14 protein-coding genes are annotated in these 17,835 nt (G+C 54.4%); 3 read left to right on the top strand and 11 right to left on the bottom strand.

Annotated features, from left to right (window positions below; genetic code table 11):
• Positions 1-10 precede the first annotated feature (10 nt).
• The gene (locus EDM60_RS17100) at positions 11-997 is read right to left on the bottom strand and encodes a Gfo/Idh/MocA family protein (protein ID WP_122965057.1); all 987 of its coding nucleotides are present in this window, start codon (positions 995-997) and stop codon (positions 11-13) included.
• Positions 998-1,099: 102 nt separating this feature from the next.
• A complete protein-coding gene (gene zwf, locus EDM60_RS17095) occupies positions 1,100-2,593 on the bottom strand; it encodes a glucose-6-phosphate dehydrogenase (RefSeq protein ID WP_122965056.1) in 1,494 nt (497 codons plus the stop codon).
• Between the two features lie 493 nt (positions 2,594-3,086).
• Between zwf and EDM60_RS17090 the strand changes: the two genes are divergently transcribed.
• A complete protein-coding gene (locus tag EDM60_RS17090; RefSeq protein ID WP_122965055.1) occupies positions 3,087-4,289 on the top strand; it encodes a saccharopine dehydrogenase family protein in 1,203 nt (400 codons plus the stop codon).
• Positions 4,290-4,366: 77 nt separating this feature from the next.
• Here the strand turns inward: EDM60_RS17090 and kynB are convergent, their stop codons facing one another.
• From kynB to EDM60_RS29460, 3 genes are all read right to left on the bottom strand, one after another.
• Entirely contained in the window at positions 4,367-4,984 is a 618-nt protein-coding gene (gene kynB, locus EDM60_RS17085; RefSeq protein ID WP_122965054.1) for an arylformamidase, read from the bottom strand.
• 140 nt (positions 4,985-5,124) lie between these two features.
• Positions 5,125-6,306, bottom strand: coding sequence for an AAA family ATPase (locus EDM60_RS17080; protein WP_122965053.1), 1,182 nt, complete (start codon positions 6,304-6,306; stop codon positions 5,125-5,127).
• Positions 6,307-6,589: 283 nt separating this feature from the next.
• The gene (locus tag EDM60_RS29460) at positions 6,590-7,729 is read right to left on the bottom strand and encodes a peptidoglycan-binding domain-containing protein (protein ID WP_122965052.1); all 1,140 of its coding nucleotides are present in this window, start codon (positions 7,727-7,729) and stop codon (positions 6,590-6,592) included.
• A gap of 191 nt (positions 7,730-7,920) precedes the next feature.
• Between EDM60_RS29460 and EDM60_RS17070 the strand changes: the two genes are divergently transcribed.
• Positions 7,921-8,238, top strand: a complete 318-nt coding sequence (locus tag EDM60_RS17070; protein ID WP_063229913.1) for an ArsR/SmtB family transcription factor — start codon at positions 7,921-7,923, stop codon at positions 8,236-8,238.
• A 92-nt stretch (positions 8,239-8,330) separates the two neighbouring features.
• Positions 8,331-9,410, top strand: a complete 1,080-nt coding sequence (locus EDM60_RS17065) for a saccharopine dehydrogenase family protein (RefSeq protein ID WP_122965051.1) — start codon at positions 8,331-8,333, stop codon at positions 9,408-9,410.
• 269 nt (positions 9,411-9,679) lie between these two features.
• On the opposite strand, the gene pyrE is transcribed toward EDM60_RS17065, so the two are convergent.
• The 6 genes from pyrE to EDM60_RS17035 all read right to left on the bottom strand — a co-directional run bounded on the left by pyrE (position 9,680) and on the right by EDM60_RS17035 (position 17,701).
• Positions 9,680-10,318, bottom strand: a complete 639-nt coding sequence (gene pyrE / locus EDM60_RS17060; RefSeq protein ID WP_063229915.1) for an orotate phosphoribosyltransferase — start codon at positions 10,316-10,318, stop codon at positions 9,680-9,682.
• Positions 10,319-10,346: 28 nt separating this feature from the next.
• Positions 10,347-11,084, bottom strand: coding sequence for an orotidine-5'-phosphate decarboxylase (pyrF, locus tag EDM60_RS17055; RefSeq protein WP_122965050.1), 738 nt, complete (start codon positions 11,082-11,084; stop codon positions 10,347-10,349).
• A 46-nt stretch (positions 11,085-11,130) separates the two neighbouring features.
• Positions 11,131-14,346: a carbamoyl-phosphate synthase large subunit gene (gene carB / locus EDM60_RS17050; RefSeq protein WP_122965049.1), complete on the bottom strand. Its 3,216-nt coding sequence runs from the start codon at positions 14,344-14,346 to the stop codon at positions 11,131-11,133.
• Positions 14,330-15,427 (bottom strand): carbamoyl phosphate synthase small subunit, encoded by a 1,098-nt coding sequence (locus tag EDM60_RS17045; RefSeq protein WP_122965048.1) that lies wholly within the window; start codon positions 15,425-15,427, stop codon positions 14,330-14,332. The genes carB and EDM60_RS17045 overlap by 17 nt, the downstream gene beginning before the upstream one ends.
• A gap of 85 nt (positions 15,428-15,512) precedes the next feature.
• Positions 15,513-16,793 (bottom strand): dihydroorotase, encoded by a 1,281-nt coding sequence (locus EDM60_RS17040; RefSeq protein ID WP_122965047.1) that lies wholly within the window; start codon positions 16,791-16,793, stop codon positions 15,513-15,515.
• The gene (locus EDM60_RS17035) at positions 16,760-17,701 is read right to left on the bottom strand and encodes an aspartate carbamoyltransferase catalytic subunit (RefSeq protein WP_122965046.1); all 942 of its coding nucleotides are present in this window, start codon (positions 17,699-17,701) and stop codon (positions 16,760-16,762) included. The genes EDM60_RS17040 and EDM60_RS17035 overlap by 34 nt, the downstream gene beginning before the upstream one ends.
• Between the last annotated feature and the right edge of the window lie 134 nt (positions 17,702-17,835).

The following is a 17,835-nucleotide window of genomic DNA, read 5'->3' as shown; positions in this document are numbered from 1 at the left end:
TTCCCTTCCTTCAACGCGGCAAATCAGCAGGGTACACAACACCGATTTGTCTTCGCGCTTCGTCCATGACCTCCATGGTCCAGCGGGAAGCTGTATGTGAATTTGTCTCTGACTCTCTCAAGCCTGCCTCAGCCAAGCGAATGAACTCTCTGATCTCATAGTGCATCGTTTTGGGCGTCTGGGGCCTGGTCACATCCTCGACCCTCCCGTCGCGGTAGCGAATCTCGATACGCGTGAGATGGTTGATTTTATCGATCACCATCGTCGCGTCCTCCCCCTGAATCTCCGCAGGCTGGTACGAAGTCGTGATCTTGGAAAAGCTGATGACGGCATCCATATTTTCGTACTTCAACAGCATGCTGCCCTCGCCATCTACCCCTGATTGCAGTAGAACGCCTTCCGCCTTGACCTGTTCTGGCTTGCCAAACAGCACAATCGCAGGATAGAGACAGTAAATCCCGATGTCCAGCAACGCTCCGTTGGAATAGGCAGGATCAAAAGCTCGCATAACCTGGCCCTGTCGGTAGGCATCGTAGCGGGAGGAATACTGGCAGTTGCTTGCGATATATCGGCGAATGGTGCCGAGCTTGGGCAAATGATCCTGGACTGTAGAAAAATTGGGTACGAGGGTCGATTTGACGGCTTCCATGAGCAGCACATCATTTCTTTTCGCTGCCGCAAGCATGGCTTCGACTTCTGCCGCGTTAGAGGCAAACGGCTTTTCGCACAACACATGCAGCCCCATGTCCATGCACAGGATCGCCTGTTCCGCATGAAAGCAATTGGGGCTTGCGATGTAGATAGCATCGATGGTTCCGCTCGATGCCATCTCTTTTATATCCGTGTATACAAAAGGGGCTTGGTATTTTTCAGCAAATTCCTGGGCGCGTTCGCTCGTCCGCGAATAGACCGCCTGAAGAGAAAAGCCTTCGACGGTCAAACCTGCCTGGATGAACTCATCTGTAATCCAGTTGGTGCCGATTACGCCAAAACGCATGAATCGCTTCCCCCTTCTTTTTCACTTGACTCACCCTGGCTTGACCCAGCTCACCCCGAAATGGGCAAGATACTCGCATAAGCCGAGGTGTACAGTCAGCCATTACCGATGCACCGGCTCCCTCTCTTCTACTTCATCCAACCACCAGGAAAATCCTTCCGCTTGCAGCAATTGTTTCGCTGCATCCGGCCCGTATGTTCCCGCTTCATACGAGACAAGCGGTACGATATTGCGCTCAAAAGCCGTCAAGATTGGCTCTACCCATTTCCACGACAGGCGCACTTCGTTCCAATGGGCAAAATAGGTCGAGTCTCCACGCAGCGCATCGAACAAGAGGCGTTCATAAGCCTCTGGGACGTCCTTCTGCCCGGAACTGAAATCAACGGTCACAGGCTCAATCTTTCCGCTATTGGCCGGATTCTTACTATTCAGCTGCAAGGCGATTCCTTCCTGTGGATTCACATGAATGATCAACAAATTCGGCGCTGTCTTTTCCTGTTGCTCCCGATACAGTTGCTCCAGCGGGTTTTTGAACTCAATGACGATTCGCGTCGACTTTTCCTTCATCCGTTTCCCTGTGCGAATGTAAAAGGGCACTCCGCTCCAAAACGGGTCGTCAATCCAGACTCTTGCTGCGATATACGTCTCCGTCATCGAGGTCGGCGATACTCCCGGCTCTTCCCGGTAGCCTGCCACCGGAACTTCCCCCATGCTTCCTGCGCGATACTGCGCCCGCACGATGTTTTTCGCCACTTCTTCAAGCGCCAGCGGCCGCACTGCTTCCATTACTTTACGTTTCTGCGCGCGAATGTCTTGCGCCGTAATCCGCTTGGGGATGTGCATGGCAACCATCATCAGCATTTGCAGCATATGATTTTGCAACATGTCACGCAGCGCCCCGGCCTGTTCGTAAAAACCAGCCCGCTCTTCTACCCCGACCGTTTCGCTCGCTGTGATCTGTACGTTTGCAATGTGACGATTGTTCCAGAGAGCGGCGAAAACGGGATTGGCAAACTCCAACGCCTCCAAATTTTGCACCATCGCTTTGCCCAAGTAATGGTCGATCCGGTAAATTTCTTCTTCGGAAAACGCTTTGGCCAGCTTCTCATTCAAGTCTTCCGCCGATTGCAGATCGCGTCCGAACGGCTTTTCGATGATCAGGCGCTTCCAGCCGGCAACAGAGCCGAGTCCGCTCGTCTGGATATTGGCAGCAATCACCTCGAAATACTCAGGGGCAACCGACAAATAAAACATCCGATTTTGCGGAAGCTTGCATTCGTCCTCGCGCTGCTTGACCCGTTCCAGCAGTGGCGTGTAAGCTTCTGCTTTCGTCACATCGACAGCTGCATAAGAAAAGGCTGCCAAAAATCGTTCAAGCTGTGCCTGATCAATCGCATCTCGCCGGGAAAACTCCCGGATCGACTGCTCCACGCTGCAAACAAACTCCTGACCAGACCAAGCTCGCCTGCCCACACCGACAATAGAAAAGCTGCCGGGAAGCTTGTCATCTACGTATAAATTAAACAAGGCCGGATAAATTTTGCGTTTTGCCAAGTCTCCTGTCGCGCCAAAAAGAACAAAGCTCATCGGTTCCATGTGTGTTTCCATCCTTCCGTACACTCACGATGCGGAATGCTTCGTTGGTTTACACCGTTATTATTAGAGAAATTCGCTTTATTATCAAGACAACTCTGCTTGACGAGTGCACCTCGATTTTTTCATGAAAGTGGATACAACCGCTTGCGGTCAACACTTTTCGCAACACGCAGAGAGGAAAAACCGAGTCGTAGCTGTTTGCTGGAAAGACCAGTCCCATCCCCGAAAAAGAATTGCGCTTCGATATTCACTGTCGCGCATGGGACGTGAGGAATGCTTCATATACATGTACTATTCACCTTGCTTTTTCAATCGTTTGGTGAACAATCAAAACGAAAAAGGAGGTTTCTCATGGTGCTTTCCTTGCGTCCCCGCGAGCCGATCGATGATGCCCTGGCGGGAGTCCGCCGTTCATCGTCCATTTCGTTATTTTTGCAAAAATGGCTGTTTCGAATGCGAAGATAGCAGATTTGTCACCAGGGAGGAGGACTCTATGCGAGTCGCAATCTTAGGAGTAGGTGGAGTCGGACAAGTAAGCGCGTGCGAGTTGATCAAATCCCGTTTTGTCACCAAGCTTGTCCTGGCCGATATAGCCATCGGCCCAGCAGAAGAACTGGCCCAGGAGCTGCGCCGGGAGACGAATGTGGAAATCCAGGTAAAATGCGTGGATGCCCGCGACGTGTCCAGCGTCCAATCCATTTTGGGCGACATCGACCTTTTGCTGCACATCGGCTTGCCAGAAAACAACCTGGCGGTGATGCAGGCTTGCCTTCACACACGAACTCATTATATTGATACGGCTTCTTGCGGTCCGCAATGGCTGCAGCAGCAACTGTCCTGGAACGACCGTTTTCGGAAAGCAGGTATTTTGGGAATCATGGGACTCGGGTGCGACCCCGGTTTTTCGAACATCGCCGCACGATACGCTGTAGATTCGCTCGATGAAGTAGACGCCATTCTCATCCGGGATGGAGATAATTCGGTAGTGGATTACGACGGCTTCTGCTCCTATTTCAGCCCGCAGACGGCCATACAGGAATGTCTGGCAAAACCCAACTTCTGGACGGCGGCAAAAGGCGAACAGTATTTCCCGACACCTTTTGCCAACAAAGAAGAATTTGAATTTCCGGAGCCGATCGGCTGGCTGGACTGCTACAACGTGGAGCATGAAGAAGCCACTACGCTCGGCGAGACGATTGGACGGGCAAAAGGCTGCAAATACGTCGACTTCAAATACGCCCTGCACCCCGATTTCGTCAACACCTTGAAAGTGTTGCGCTATCTTGGGCTGGACAGCGATGAAGAGATTGAAGTAAAAGGAGTGCGCGTTGCCCCGCGCGACGTGGTCGTAACGACGATGCCCAAACCAGTAGACCTGGCAGGCAAAATCCACGGCTACTCCAGCGTCGGCGCGCTCGTCAAGGGCAGAAAAGATAACAAGCGAAAAGAAGTTTACGTCTACACGATCGCCAATCATGACGAGGTTTTCCAAAAAACCGAATTTCAGGCAACGATTTGGCAAACCGGCATCCCGCCTGTCGTTGCCGTTGACATGATGGCAGAGGGACTGCTTTCGATGACAGGCTGCATACCTCCAGAGCTGATCGATCCGATCCCGTTTCTCGCCAGACTGAAAGCGCGCGGCATGAATTGGGACGTCATTGAGAAAACTTCCCCCCTCTTGCAAATCACGTAGAGCGTAAGTTGAAATAAAGTTAGGAAGAAAACCGTTCATGCCGCTTTAAGGTATGAGCGGTTTTTCATCGCTACAGCCTATCGGCGCAGAACAGCCCGCACAGGACTTCCATCAGCACCAGACAAGGCGAGCGGCAGTGCGATCAATTCATAGTCGCCAGGCTCGATGGCATCTAGCAGCAACCCTTCCAAAATATAAATGCCATGCTGGTGCAGCCCGTGGTGGGCAGGCAGCTCCTTGCTCTCTAGCGGATCGACGGAAGGCACGTCCAGGCCAAGCAGCCTGATTCCTTTTTCCGCCAGAAACGGCGGCAGATCAGGACGAAGGTAGCAAATCTCAGCAGGAAACGTCTCGGGTTCGGACCACGACATGGTTTTGAGCAACAATCGGGTTACCCCTGACAAGTCGATTCCCGCCAGATCATCCGCTCCGATGCTTGCACGCCCCGACACATCGACTACTCTGGCTGCGCCTACGTACAGATCAAGCGGCAATTCCAGCGTCGTTTTCCCGTGATCATCAAAATGAAACGGCGCGTCCACATGCGTTCCCGTGTGAATGCTCATCACGAGCTTCCCGACATTGACGGAGCCGCTTTCTGATTTGGGCCAGTTCACGGTGTACTGAAAAGCTGTGTCCCCCGGCCACGTCGGCGTAGCTTTTGTGAGTGGTCGAGATATGTCATACAGCTTCATGTCGATTCCTCCCATTCCTTGCTGAATCAGCTCGATTACCCTCAGATTATAGAAAGACAGTCGTTGCGTCAATATTCTTTCTATTTCAGGAAAAACGGCAGGACCCCCTCACGTTTTTCAAGTGAGTCCGGTCCTGCCAGTCAAATGCGCCGATGCATGTCCAAATATTGTGCGACAGCCGCATAATGTCCGTCTCGGTTGATTTCTTGCAAATGTTCTTTGGCCGTCCGCAGCCACTCGATCGTCGTCGGCCGAGTGGCTGCGATCGATTCGCGCAAATCGCTCATCTGAATGGGCCTTTCCACCCCTTTGGTCAAAAAATCGTGCAAGACTTGCTCGGTAGCAAGCTCAACTACGTACTCAATATCCGCTCCTGAATAAAATTCCGTCCAGCCTGCCAGTTGCGCGTAATCAATCGGTTCGGCGGGCCTGCCTCTCAGCTTCAACCGGAAAATTTCTGCCCGCGCAGCCCGATCCGGCGGACTGACAAACAGCATTTGCGCAAAGCCGATTTCCCGCAAGCATGCGATGTCCAGCTCCCAGGGAACGGTAGTCGCTCCCATAAGGAACAGCCCTCGCTCAGCCTGCTGCCACTCGCCCAGTTTCGCAAGCCATGCAAATTCCGTATCCACCTGCTTATGATAGGCGAACTGTGGCCCTTGTCGCCCGTCCAGCTCGTCCCAAAAGACAAGCAGCGGCTTATTTTGATAGCTGTCTGCCTCCGCGACAGCAGAAAAGGAAGACTCAGCGAGATAGGGCATAACGTCGCTTCCTGCCGATTGCGCTATCGGAAAAAACGGAACGCGGCACTCCTCTGCCGTCGCTTTAGCGAGCAATGATTTGCCACAACCGGATGGGCCGTAAAGCAAAATCCCTCCTCGCTCTCCCCTTTCATGTACCACGCCTTGCTGTGTCAGGGCAGCGAATGTGTTTACGATCACTTCTTTTTCAGCTTGCAACCCGCCAACCGAATGATAGCCGGTCGTAAAGTCGGGCAACGCGCAACCATGCTCAACTGCTTTTCCTTTGCCCCCCTCTATCACCTGGATTCGTCGCGAGGGCCTCCAGCCAAAAAGAGAAGCCTCCCAAGAAGCGCTTCCTTTTTTGCTTTTGGAAAACGGCATTTCCCTTTGCAGCTTGTTCAATTCCACTGCAACTTTATCTTTTATTTCCCCATCTCCCAGTGAGAGAGCTTGCGTAAAAGCCTGCAATGCTTCCGTGCGATCCCCCAGTTCCGCATGCTCCATTCCCAAAAGAAACCATGCATGGGCATTTCCCCGATCATTGCTCAGCATGCTTTTTATGATCTCTATTTTCGCCATGTGATTCATCCTCTGCCATCAATATCCTGTGTCGTTATGTATGTCAGCTTTTGTTTTGCATGACTTCCATGCTAGGGAAAAAGTCTTCCACCCCATCCGAAAAAGGAGCGCGGACGTCTTTATTATAATGCAAACGTCCTGCAAGCAGAATATGGAAAGTCGGGATTGCGAACATTGGCGGACGAAGGACAAAATGACGTTGCAAACCGTTGCTTCGCCTGTCTAAACGAAAACGCTTCGTCTCTTTGGGAGAAACGAAGCGTTTTTGCCAGGTAACGGTTTTTTAGTCTTTGCCGTTTCCTTCGTTGTCCTCGGCATTTTGACCATTGTCTTTGCCAGATCCATTGCCATTGCCGGAACCGTTGCCTGTACCGCCGCCGTTGCCGTTTCCTTTGCCGCCGCCTTCTCCGGTTCCGCCGCCGCTGCCGTTTCCTTTGCCGCCGCCTTCTCCGGTTCCGCCGCCGTTACCAGTTCCTTTGCCGCCTTCTCCGGTTCCGCCGCCGTTGCCGTTTCCTTTGCCGCCGCCTTCTCCGGTTCCGCCGCCGTTGCCGTTTCCTTTGCCGCCGCCTTCTCCGGTTCCGCCGCCGTTGCCAGTTCCTTTGCCGCCTTCTTCACCAGTTCCGCCGCCTTGGCCTGTTCCACCACCGATGCCTTTGCCGCCACCTTGGCCTGTTCCACCACCGATGCCTTTACCGCCACCTTGGCCTGCTCCGCCGCCTTGGCCTGCTCCGCCGCCTTGGCCTGCTCCGCCGCCTTGGCCTGCTCCGCCGCCTTGGCCTGCTCCGCCACCGATGCCTTCACCGCCACCTTGGCCTGCTCCACCACCGATGCCTTTGCCGCCACCTTGGCCTGCTCCGCCACCTTGGCCTGCTCCGCCGCCGATGCCTTTACCGCCACCTTGGCCTGCTCCGCCGCCGATGCCTTTACCGCCGCCTTGACCTGCTCCGCCGCCAAAGCCTTTGCCGCCACCTTGACCTGCTCCGCCACCGATGCCTTTGCCGCTACCTTGACCTGCTCCGCCACCGATGCCTTTGCCGCCGCCTTGGCCTGCTCCGCCACCGATGCCTTTGCCGCCGCCGCGGTGTGGATTGGAAACGACTCGATCATAAGAGTAAACCATGCGATTAAGCGTGCGCTTGTCCACAGAGCCTGTCGCGGGCAAGCCGTGTTTTTTCTGGAAATGCTTGACGCCGCGCACCGTGACATCGTCGTAGTATCCGTTGATTTGTCCAGAATAGCTACCTAATGATTTCAACATCCCTTGAATCACGTATACGTCTGGTCCCTGCGCGCCTTTGCCTACCGCGAGACCTGTGCCCGGGATGAAAAAGAGCAACGCCAGCGCCAGAAAGCAAGAGCCGAATACCTTTCTGATTTTCCCTACTGCTTCGCGGGAGACTGCGCTCCCCGTCCATTCCTTCATGACATAAGCACCTTCCTTCAACTTATTTGTAACCCCTCTTACTATTCCCTGATTTGCTTTTCCATTACATGAATCACAGCGAGAGCCGTTGCGGAAAAACCTTTGCAAATCAGCCGTTTTGAAGGTTGCAAAAAAAAGGAAGGAGGATTATAATACGTTCAAATGATTAAGTTTATTAACGGAGTGTAGCTATGAATCATCCAACCTGTAACGAAAAAGCGATCCACCTTTTTATGCAGCTGAGTCCTTATTTCCAAGGGCTAGGTGATCCCGTGCGCCAGCAAATCGTCGCCCTGTTGATTGACAAAGAAAGCTTGAACGTCACGCAAATTGCCGAGCATATCCCGATGTCCAGGCCGACCGTTTCCCATCATTTGAAAATATTGCGGCAAGCCGGATTGCTCCACTCCGAGAAAAAAGGAACAGAAATTTACTACCGCTTGGAAATTACAGAGGCGATGCTTCTGTTTAAACAACTCGTCACATTTGTCGAAGAAGAATGTTCATAACGAGCAACTGGCAAGGGACAGCGCGTCCCTTTTCTTCTCCACTTTATGTTGATAAACTTAAACAAATAAACATACAAACGGAGGAGTTTTCTTTGGCTGAGAAAAAAGGATTAATCGTCGGCGGGTATGGGACTGTCGGCAGCCAAATTGCCCGCATTTTACACGAGCAAAATCACGACTTGCAATTGCTGCTCGGGGGCAGAAATCCGGGGAAGCCGCTTCCTTTCGCCTCTCCCCGAGTTCATTCGCTTTTCGTGGACAATACGGCAGCAGACCCGCTTATTAATGCGCCAAAAGACCTGTCCCTCATTATTAATGCCGTCAACGATCCTGATGACAGGCTGCTGCTCGCAAGCGCTCGGCGGCAAATTCCGCTCGTGGACGTCACCCGCTGGACAGAGCGATTCTCGGGAGCCATCGACCGACTGCGAAGCGTTGATCTTCGTGCGCCAATCGTCCTCGCCTCTGGGTGGATGGGAGGAACTCCCGCCCTTTTCGGCAAAATGTACGCAGACGGCTTGCAGGAAGCGTCTGTCGATATATACGCCCTTTACTCTTTGCATGATAAAGCAGGGCCGGATTCTACCGCTTACATGAACAGGATGACGATTCCTTTTCACGTTTTCGAAGGAAGCCAAACGCGAACCGTTCTGCCTATGACAGAGCCGCGTCCGGTTACTTTTCCGAACGGCTTTCGGGCCAAATGCTATCGGCTGGATACGCCCGATCATGTGACATTGGTACAAGATTCGTCCGTCCGTTCAGCAAACTTCCGCATCGCTTTCGATCAAACATGGTCCACGTCCGCACTCGTTTTCCTCGTGCGGAGCGGAGTGTGGAAGCTGCTCGGGCAAAAAGCGCGGCAAAGCATTTTGTACAACCCGGGCACAGGCGCTGCGCACCATGTCACCGTCCAGATTGAAGGACGCGACCAGCACGGTGTGCTCACGCGCAGACAGGTGGAGATCACCGACCCGCAGGGACAAACTCACCTGACGGCTACAGGAGCTGCCATCCAGGCGCAAAGAATCTTGATGGAAGACAACAATCTGGCTACTGCTGGCGGCATCTTTTTCCCTGAACAACTGGCTGATCTGCGTGAAGAGCAGACGTGGATCACCCGCTTTTTCGAAGCAGAAGGTGTTCAGATTCGCGTCCGAAATCAAGTCTGACGGGCGTTTCCACTGCTACGCAGAACAGGCAGGCAAAAAGGATGGCCCCTGGATCGGGCACTCTTCTGCGCTCTCCAGTTGCGTTTGCAACGAACCATTCGGATGTCTTGCTTTTCCATCTGGCGACTTTTTTCCCCGAAGCGTAAACTCTCGCCCAGTCCGCCACTTTGTACGTGCCGAGACACTCCTTGTTGGTCGTTTCCAAAAAACAAAAAGAGTGGAGCCGTTACTTCAACGGTGTCCACTCTTTTCCGAAGCCAAATCAGTTTTTATGCAAAAAACGTCCGTGGAGATTTGCGCCATTCGCCCAGCACGCTCTCCTGTTCCGCTGTGATTACGCCTTGTTCTTTTGCCGCCTCAAGCAGTGCCGTGTAGTGGGAAATCGTCGTGCAAGGAACGCCTGCTTCGGCAAACAAGCTTTCCGCATCCGGGAACTGGTAGCTGAAGATCGCTACGACACCCAGCACCTCGCCGCCCTCTGCCTGAACGGCTTGCGCTGCTTTCAGGGAGCTGCCGCCTGTAGAAATCAGGTCTTCGATGACCACTACTTTTTGTCCGGCGGAAAGTGCGCCTTCGATCTGGTTTTGGCGGCCGTGTCCTTTTGCCTTGTCGCGCACGTAAATCATTGGCAAATCAAGAACTTCTGCCACCCATGCCGCGTGCGGAATGCCAGCCGTAGCCGTTCCCGCCACAACTTCGGCGTCTGGATACTTTTCTTTGATCAGCTCGGCAAATGCCTGGGCAATCGCCCGGCGTACGTGCGGGTAAGACATGGTGATGCGGTTGTCGCAGTAAATCGGCGACTTGATTCCCGATGTCCAGGTAAAAGGCTGTTCCGGGCGCAGGTGAACCGCTCCGATCTCCAGGAGGTTCGCTGCAATTTGTTTGGCTGTTGTGTTTGTCGTCATTTCTCTTCATCCCTTCCGGCGTGAATGCTTACGCGCGATCTGCTTCTACCGCTGCCACGATGCTTTGCCAGACGCCTGCGGGATCTTTTGCCCCTGTGATGGCACGTCCGATCACGAGATAGTCGCTGCCCAGGCGGAAAGCCTGTTCCGGTGTCGTAATCCGCGTCTGATCCCCCTGATCGGTTCCCAAAGGACGGATGCCTGGCGTCACGGTTACGAAAGACTCGCCCGCTGCCTGTTTGATCATCGGCACTTCCAGTGGAGAAGCGACAACTCCGTCCAATCCGGCTTGCTTCGTCATCATGGCGTAATGCACGACGACATCTTCGACGGAGCCTGGGATCGCAAGCTCCTGGTTCATCGTCTGCATTCCTGTCGAAGTAAGCATCGTTACGCCGATCAGGAGAGGACGAGCAGCACCTGCCGCTGTCCCCAGCTCCAATCCTTCCCTCGCCGCTGCCATCATTGCCACGCCCCCGGCCGCATGCACGTTCACCATGTCAGCGCCAAGACGCGCGAGGCTTTTCATCGCCCCTTTGGCTGTATTCGGGATGTCGTGCACTTTCAAGTCCACAAACACTTTGAGCCCCTGCTCTTTCAAATAGGACACGATGGCTGGGCCTTCGGCGTACGCCAGCTCCATCCCCACTTTTACGTAGCGGATGTGCCCGGAGAGCGGCTCCAGGCACTTCTTCACTTCATCCATGGTGGAAAAGTCGAGCGCAACAATCATGCGCTCCCGAACATCTGTCAATTGCTGTTGCACACTGCTCTCCCCTTTTCTCGTCCGGTCTGCTACTCTCGAACCTCGTCTAGGATACGGTTGCTGCCACTTTCGCACCTGCGCGTTGGGCAGGCATTGCTTCTGTCGAGAACGTGATCGTTTCCAGCACATGCAGGAGGGCAGAAGCTGTGTCCAGCGAAGTCAAGCATACCGCGCCGTTCTCTACTGCTTCGCGGCGGATGCGGAAGCCGTCGCGCTGTGGCGTTTTGCCTTTTGTCAGCGTGTTGAGCACGATGTTCGCTTCGCCTGTATGGATCACGTCGAGCAGATTTGGTGTGCCTTCGGACAGTTTGTTCACGCGTGTAACGGACAAGCCTGCTTGCTCCAGATAATCAGCCGTTCCTGCCGTCGCCATCAGCTTGAAGCCGAGGTGGCGGAAACGTTTTACGATGTCGAGCGCTTCTTCCTTGTCTTTGTCTGCTACTGTTACGAGCAAGGTTCCTTGTGTCGGGATGTTCATGCCAGCAGCGACCAAGCCTTTGTACAGCGCTTTTGCCAGCGTGCTCTCCCGGCCCATGACTTCCCCGGTCGACTTCATTTCCGGGCCGAGCGTAATGTCTACGCGACGCAGCTTGGCGAAGGAGAAGACCGGAACTTTGACCGATACAACCGATTCTTCCGGATGATAGCCCGGTGTGAAGCCTTGCTCGACGATCGAGTGGCCGAGAATCGCTTTCGTTGCGATGTTCGCCATCGGAATGCCTGTCACTTTGGAAAGGAATGGCACCGTACGGGAAGAGCGCGGATTCACCTCGATGACGTATGGGCGATCTTTGTAGATGACGAACTGGATGTTGAGCAAGCCTTTGACTTGCAGCGCACGCGCCAGCTTCGTCGTCATGTCGATCAGTTCATCCTTGATCGCCTGGGACAGCGATTGCGGCGGGTAAACCGCGATAGAGTCGCCGGAGTGAACCCCTGCGCGCTCGATGTGCTCCATGATGCCTGGGATCAGCACGTTTTCGCCATCGCAGATCGCATCGACTTCTGCCTCTACCCCGACCATGTAACGGTCGACCAATACCGGGTGATCCGGGTTGACCTTCACTGCTTTTTCCATATACTCGCGAAGCTCGGCTTCGTTGTAGACGATCTCCATTGCCCGTCCGCCCAAGACGTAGGATGGACGAACCAGTACCGGGAAGCCGAGGGATTCCGCTGCGACTACCGCTTGCTCGACAGATGTTACCGTCTTGCCAGGCGGCTGCGCGATATCCAGGCTGCGCAGGAGCGCTTCGAACTTCTCGCGGTTTTCTGCCGCATCGATGTTTTCCAGGCTCGTGCCCAAAATTTTGATGCCGCGCTCGGCCAGCTTGTCAGCCAGGTTGATCGCTGTTTGTCCGCCGAACTGCACGATCACGCCTTCCGGTTTCTCGACATCGAGAATGTTCATGACGTCTTCGATGTACAGCGGCTCGAAGTACAGGCGGTCGGATGTATTGAAGTCTGTCGAAACCGTCTCCGGGTTGTTGTTGATGATGACCGCTTCATAGCCCGCTTCGCGCAAAGCCCAGACAGCATGCACGGTTGCGTAGTCAAACTCGATCCCTTGACCGATCCGGATCGGGCCGGAGCCAAGTACGACCACGCGCTTTTTGCCTGTTTCGATGCGCTCATCTTCTACCTCGTAGCTGGAGTAGTAGTAAGGCGTTTGCGCTTCAAATTCGGCTGCGCACGTATCTACCATTTTGTATACCGGAACGAAGCCTTTTTCCATGCGAAGCGCACGTACTGCTTCTTCGGTTTCGCCGCACAGCTCGGCGATTTTCCGGTCGGTGAAGCCCATCCGTTTTGCTTCAAACAGTTTGTCGGCAGTCAGTCCGTTTGCCAGCTCTTGTTCAAAAGCGATCATTTTGTGGAACTTGTGCAGGAAGAACAGGTCGATCTTCGTCAAGCTGTGCAGTTGGTCGATGGTCCAGCCGCGGCGCAGTGCTTCCGCCAGCAGGAACAGGCGCTCATCGTCGGCCTGAATCAGACGGGCTGTCAGTTCCTCTTCGGAAATCTCTCCCGCCCCTTTGATCTCGATGTGGTAGGAACCGATTTCCAGGGAGCGGATCGCCTTCATGATCGATTCTTCAAAAGTGCGTCCGATCGCCATGACTTCGCCTGTCGCTTTCATTTGCGTGCCGAGCTTGCGGTTGGCAGACTGGAACTTGTCAAACGGCCAGCGCGGGATTTTGCTCACGATGTAATCCAGTGTCGGCTCAAAGCAAGCGTACGTCTGTCCTGTCACCGGGTTTTTCAGTTCATCCAGCGTATAGCCGATGGCGATTTTCGCTGCCATTTTCGCAATCGGGTAGCCAGTCGCTTTGGAAGCCAGCGCAGAGGAACGGCTTACGCGCGGGTTTACCTCGATGACGTAATATTGGAAGCTGTGCGGATCAAGCGCGTACTGCACGTTGCAGCCGCCTTCGATGCCGAGTGCGCGAATGATGTTCAGCGCGGAAGAGCGCAGCATCTGGTACTCGCGGTCAGCGAGCGTCTGGCTTGGCGCTACGACGATCGAGTCACCTGTGTGAACCCCTACCGGGTCGATGTTTTCCATGTTGCAGACCACGATGCAGTTGTCGTTGGCATCGCGCATGACTTCGTACTCGATTTCCTTCATTCCGGCAATGCTTTTCTCGATCAGGCACTGGGTAATCGGCGAGTATTTCAGACCGCTTGCGACGATCTCGCGGAGGCTTTCTTCGTCGTCGCAAATTCCGCCGCCTGTTCCACCCAGGGTGTAGGCTGGGCGCACGATGATCGGATAACCGATTTCGTTGGCAAAATTGACCGCTTCTTCGACTGTGCTGACGATCACCGATTCAGGAACCGGCTCGCCCAGCTCGTTCATGAGTGCGCGGAACAGCTCACGGTCTTCCGCCTGCTTGATCGATTCCAGCTTGGTGCCGAGCAGCTTCACGTTTTCTTGCTCCAAAATGCCTGCTTCTGCAAGGGCAACCGCCATGTTCAGGCCGGTTTGACCGCCAAGGGTAGGCAAAAGTCCGTCCGGCTTCTCCTGGCGGATCACGCGCGCCACAAATTCAGGCGTGATTGGCTCGATGTACACTTTGTCAGCCATGTTGGTATCAGTCATGATAGTCGCCGGGTTGGAGTTGATCAGGACAACTTCCATGCCCTCTTCTTTCAATGCTTCGCAAGCTTGCGTACCAGCGTAGTCAAATTCCGCAGCTTGCCCGATGACGATGGGACCCGATCCGATCACGAGGATTTTTTTCAAATTAGCGTGTTTTGGCATGAGTTTTTTCCTCCTTAGCGGTTTCCATCATCGCAAGAAACTGGTCGAACAAGTAGCCGGAGTCGTACGGCCCTGGAGCCGCTTCCGGGTGATACTGAACGGAGAAGGCGTTCTTCGCTTGGTTGCGCAGTCCTTCAATCGTCCCGTCATTCAGAGCGATATGGGTAACTTCCAGCTCGGTTCCCGCGAGCGAATCTTCTTTTACAGCGTAGCTGTGGTTTTGGGAAGTGATGTATGTGCGTCCCGTCGGCAGCTCTTTCACCGGATGGTTGCCGCCGCGGTGGCCGAATTTCATTTTCATCGTGTCTGCGCCAGAAGCGAGGGCGAACAGCTGGTGTCCGAGACAGATGCCGAACAGCGGGTATTCTCCCAAAATGCTGCGGATCATCTCGCTTGCTTGCGGTACATCTTTCGGGTCGCCAGGGCCATTGGACAAGAGGATGCCGTCTGGCTGGATGCGGCGAATTTCTTCTGCCGTCACGTCATACGGCACGACGACCACATCGCAGTTGCGCTTGGTCAGTTCGCGCAAGATGCCGTGCTTGGAGCCAAAGTCAACGAGTGCGACGCGATGTCCCGTCCCCGGGCAGCTGAACACGCTTTTTGTAGAGACGCGGGAAACTTGATCCGTCATCAAGGTCGTGCTGTTGAGCGCTGCCACCAGCTCGTCAAGCGGGGCTTCACTGGTCGTAATCATGCCTTTCATCGTGCCGTGGTAGCGGATTTTTCTCGTCAGCATCCGCGTGTCTACTCCGGCGATCCCCGGGATGTCGTATGTTTTCAGCAGCTCATCCAGCGTGTTGGTGTTGCGCCAGTTGCTCGGCATATCGCAATGCTCGCGGACGACGAAGCCGTGAATGTACGGACGAACAGCTTCAAAGTCGTCGCGGTTGATCCCGTAGTTCCCGATCAGCGGGTATGTCATGGTTACGATCTGCCCGCAGTAGGACGGGTCAGACAGAACTTCCTGGTATCCTGTCAGTCCTGTATTGAAAACCACTTCCCCGTAGGATTCCTTCGTCGCTCCGAACGCTGTTCCGATAAATTCTGTTCCGTCTTCCAAAATCAATCTTGCACGCATCTATGCTCCTCCTTCATTTTCGTGTAAAAGCTGCCGTCTCTCCCATAGGTGCCCGCTCGCTTGCTAGTTGACAGGCTGAGTCGTTTTACACGCCTTGATGTACGATCTTGCCGTCTACCAGTGTTAGGATCGGCCAGCCTTTGCACGCCCATCCCGTAAACGGTGTATTGATTCCTTTGCTGGCAAAGGTTGTCGGATCAATTTTCTTTTCTGTCTCCAGGTCGATGACAGTCAAGTCTGCCACCGCGCCTACTTCCAAACGTCCGGCCGACAGTCCGAAAGCTTTCGCTGGCTGTACAGTCAACAGCTCAACCAGTCTTTGCAGCGTCAGCTCGCCTGTTTGCACCAGGTTGGTGTAAAGCAGCGGGAAAGCTGTTTCCAGACCGACGATGCCGAATGGCGCGCGAGCCATGCCGTTTGCTTTTTCTTCCTGCGTATGTGGAGCGTGGTCTGTCGCGATCATGTCGATCGTGCCGTCTTTCAGCCCGGCGATCAGCGCTGCGCGATCCTCGCGGGAACGCAGCGGCGGATTCATTTTCCAGTTCGTATCCAGATTGTCCGGGATGTCCTCGTCACACAGCAGCAAGTGGTGTGGCGTTACTTCGCAAGTGACGTTCACACCTGCACGCTTCCCGTCGCGCACGAGTCTTACAGATTCTTTTGCGCTGATGTGGCATACGTGGTAGTGCACACCTGTCTGTTCCGCAAGCAAAATGTCGCGTCCGACGTGGATGGACTCGGATTCGGACGGAATGCCAGGCAGTCCGTGGCGCGCTGCGACCACGCCGTCGTGCAAGGCTGCTCCCGGAATCAGCAGGTCTTCGTCCTCGCAGTGGGCGACAATCGAAATTCCCAGCTCGGCTGCTGCTGTCATCGCTTTTTTCATCATCGCCGTGGACTGCACGCCGACACCGTCATCTGTCAGGGCAAAAATTCCCGCTTCCTTCAAGCCTGCGAAATCTGTCAGTTCTTTTCCCAATTGGCGTACAGTGATCGCGCCGTAAGGAATCACGCGGGCCTTTCCGGCTGCACGCGCTTTGTCCAGGATCGAGGTCACGGTTTCCACACTGTCAATGGAAGGACGGGTATTCGGCATGCAGCAGATCGTGGTGAAGCCGCCACGCACGGCTGCTGTCGCTCCTGTCTCGATTGTTTCTTTATGTTCAAAACCCGGCTCGCGCAGGTGGACGTGGACATCAATCAATCCCGCACTGATCATTCCGCCTTTGCAATCTACCCAGTCATGGCCTTCGCGCGGCAGGCTTTCTCCCATCGCGGCGATTCGTCCCTCTTCCACCAATATTTCTACCGGGATCAGTTCTCCCGCCTGATTTAGTACGTTGCCGTTGCCAAGGATGGTTCCCATTTTGTATCGCTCCCTTTCAGCAGAGTTTCCAGTACAGCCATTCTCGCTGCGACTCCATTGGTTACTTGTTTTTGGATTAAAGATGTTTCGCATTCTACCAGGTCGGTGTGAATCTCGACTCCGCGATTGACAGGGGCCGGATGCATGATGACCGCGCCTTGCTTCATCATGGTCGCCCGCTCCAGCGTCAGCCCGAATGCTTTGTGGTACTCTTCCTTGGAAGTGTAGAGCGATTCAGTGTGGCGCTCCAGCTGGACGCGGAGCATCATGACTACATCTGAAGTTTGGATCGCTTCTTCCATGCTCACTACTTTGACGCCTTGCGGGATGTCCGCTGGCATCATCGCAGGCGGACCAGCCAGCAGCAGATTGATTCCCAGCTTAGGCATGGCGTGCAGGTGCGAACCGAGCACGCGGCTATGGCGCAAGTCGCCGATGATCGCCACCGTCAAGCCCTCCAGCATGCCGAACTGCTGTTTCATCGTCAGCAGGTCGAGCAGGCATTGGGTCGGATGCTCGTTTGTCCCGTCTCCGGCGTTGACCAGCTTCATGTCTACCGTCTGCGCCAGCTCCTGCAACAGCCCTTCCTTTTTCGTGCGGATCACCGCAGCCTCCACGCCCATCGCTTCCAGCGTGCGGATCGTGTCATACACCGTCTCGCCTTTTACTGTAGAGGAGGTTTCCGGGATGAAGTTCAACACATGTGCGCCGAGTCTCTTTTGAGCTACTTCGAAAGAGAAGCGGGTTCTGGTGCTGGCTTCAAAGAACAGATTCGCCACGAAGCGGCCGCGCAAGATGTCTGCTTGCTCACTGGGTCTAGCTGCCCAGTATTGCGCGCGGTCCAAAAGCTGGACCAACTGTTGTTTGGACAAGTCTTTCAAGCCAATCAGGTGCGCTAGGTTGTTCATCGAAAATCCCTCCGGTTAATCTGATTTATCGAAAGAAAAAGCTTCTTGACTCACGTTACCTATGGAGAGGTAGCAGAGACAAGAAGCCGGACGGATGCCGATTTTGGGCAGCCAAAACAGCGTTCTATGCCTTG

It is taken from the genome of Brevibacillus parabrevis (assembly GCF_003710905.1).
Lineage (GTDB): Bacteria > Bacillota > Bacilli > Brevibacillales > Brevibacillaceae > Brevibacillus > Brevibacillus parabrevis.
Note: the sequence above shows the minus strand (reverse complement) of the source record. Positions and strands in the feature narration are given on the sequence as shown.